2 protein-coding genes are annotated in these 2154 nt (G+C 62.3%); both read right to left on the bottom strand.

Annotation, left to right across the window (positions count from 1 at the left end; genetic code table 11):
- Positions 1 to 1110, bottom strand: a 1110-nt coding sequence (locus tag V6C07_RS02045) for a pseudouridine synthase (protein WP_333534728.1), incomplete at its 3' end; no start/stop codon positions are given.
- A gap of 123 nt (positions 1111 to 1233) precedes the next feature.
- A partial coding sequence (locus V6C07_RS02040; protein WP_333534727.1) for a 2-phospho-L-lactate transferase CofD family protein occupies positions 1234 to 2154 on the bottom strand: 921 nt, incomplete at its 5' end.

The following is a 2154-nucleotide window of genomic DNA, read 5'->3' as shown; positions in this document are numbered from 1 at the left end:
GGACGGGTCAGCCGCCTTCCAGACATGCAGGGGCCAAAATTCCGTCCAGCGCGTGTGGTGCGCAAAACCGGACCGCAGGCGGCTTTTACGCCTCGCGCTGACATCCAGTTCCTGACGCGCCACCACAGGGCCGGAAAGCTCACCCGAAAGCAGCGCCACATAGCGCTTTTCGCACTGCCCTGCCGCTTCCGCCGCACGAAAGCCATCCGCAGCAAGAGTTGAGAGCGCCGCACACAAAAGGCCAGAAGTGCCGAAATCCAGACGCTGGAGCAGCGCAAGCTTTGCAGGGTCGAAGTCCGTACTGCCCCTGCCCTGCTCTTTTGCCCATTGCGTAACAAGGGCGGGCATCAGAGCCTCCACGCTCACACCGGCAACACCCGCCAGCGCCGCACTGTGCATCTGCGCGGGTTTGCTGAAAAAGCAGTATTCGCCCTGCCTGCCGAGCATGCGCAGCCCGCTGGCTGTGAGGACGCCGGAAGAAGGTGGGGGCGACGATAGAGACGAGGACGACGACGCCTCAGCATCTGCCAAAGACGACGGCGAAGAAAAAGAAGAAGAAGAAGAAGAAGAAGAAGAAGAAAGCGTTCCGGAAAATCCGTCACATAAAACCACCGGACTTTCTCGCACTGCCGCAGGGTGCAGGCGCACCACATCCCCCAGACGCATGCGACGTGAAGCGCTTGCGGCACGACCGTTTACGGACACGCCGCCATTTTCAATACAGCGCTTGCGCCCGCGCAAGCCCATATGCGGCAAAAGACATTCAAGGGCATGATCAAGCCTCAGCCCCGCCTGGCGTTCATCAACGCAAAGTTCCTGTACGGGCGCGTCCGCAGGGCTGCCAGTGGAAACAGCAGGGCTCGCGCTGCTTGCGGGGCTTACTCCGGAAGAAGCACCGGAAGAGGTGCAGGCTTCACCAAAGGCTGACGTAAAATTTGCATCACCTGTAGCATGTACACCAGGAGTTGCTGAAACGGCTGCGGCAGAAGGGCCGCACGCGTTGGGGGCCGCCGTTACCTCCGCTGTTGTGCCGGTGGCCGCGCCAAAAATTCCCGCATCAGAAGCCTGCGCGGTGCGGGTAGCGGGTACGCTCTTTCTGGCGGCCTGCATCGGCTGCTCACGACCGGCAGCAGTTCCCCGGCTGGCGTCCCGGGGCGTACCACTCCGCAAGGGCCTGTTCTGCTTCCTGTCACCCTGCCGGTTCCCGCAAAATTTTTTGCGCACGGGCTTCACTCATATCTCCACAGGGTTGCCGGGCAAAAGCTCCAGCAAGGCGCGCGCCGTCAGTTCCGGATCATGGTGCTGCGGATCGTTTTCGTATACCAGGGGGCGGTCAATCAGGCGCAGGCCCATATCTTCCACGGCGCGCCGGGTTTCGGAGCCAAGCCCGCCCTCATAACGGCCGTTACGCGAATCCGCCAGCACATAATGGAGAAGCCGCCCGGTGGACGCATCGGGCGCGTCTTCGCGCAGGTGGCGCAGAATCATGGCTGCCTGCCCCGCAACACCAAGGCCGAACAGTTCGGCAGCACCGCCGGAATTGGGGATGAAAACCTTGGGGCAATGGGCATCAGCCACAGTGCGCCCCCCGCCCTGCGGCAGAAGATTCGCAAGCCCGCTGGTATAAAAGCTGCCCATAGGGTAGCATATGGCCCCTGCCGAACCCAGATATACGCTGGAAGCCGGAGCCAGCGGCGGGCGGCAGGCAGTGGCGGCAAGCCGGGGGTATTCCCTGGTGTCGAGCCGTTCCGGCTCATGTACCGTAAGAAAAAGCCGTTTTACGGGCCGGGGAAGATTTCTGAACCTGTGCTGCCCCACAAGCAGCGAGCCGTCATCCAGTTCAGCCGCCAGATGCAGACTTTCGTTCACAATAGGGCGCACCACGCCCCGCGTCTGCAGCAGACGGCTGAAAAAGGCCAGCACCGGCCCGAAATCACGTTTATGGTGCAGGTATCCGCCTGCCAGCACAAGATTGCCGAAGCAGGCACGGTAAGGGTCAAAATCCGGAGGCATGCGCTGGAGAAAAAAATTCAGATGCAGGCGCAGGGCATCGGCGAATACGCCGGGCATGCCCGCCCAGACGGGATGTCCGGCGCGGCCCGTTTCCACAAGCTGCCGCCGCAGGAACACGGCGGGATCTTCGCCCCCTGCCGA

It is taken from the genome of Desulfovibrio sp. 1214_IL3152, assembly GCF_036763055.1.
Classification (GTDB): domain Bacteria; phylum Desulfobacterota; class Desulfovibrionia; order Desulfovibrionales; family Desulfovibrionaceae; genus Desulfovibrio.
Note: the sequence above shows the minus strand (reverse complement) of the source record. Positions and strands in the feature narration are given on the sequence as shown.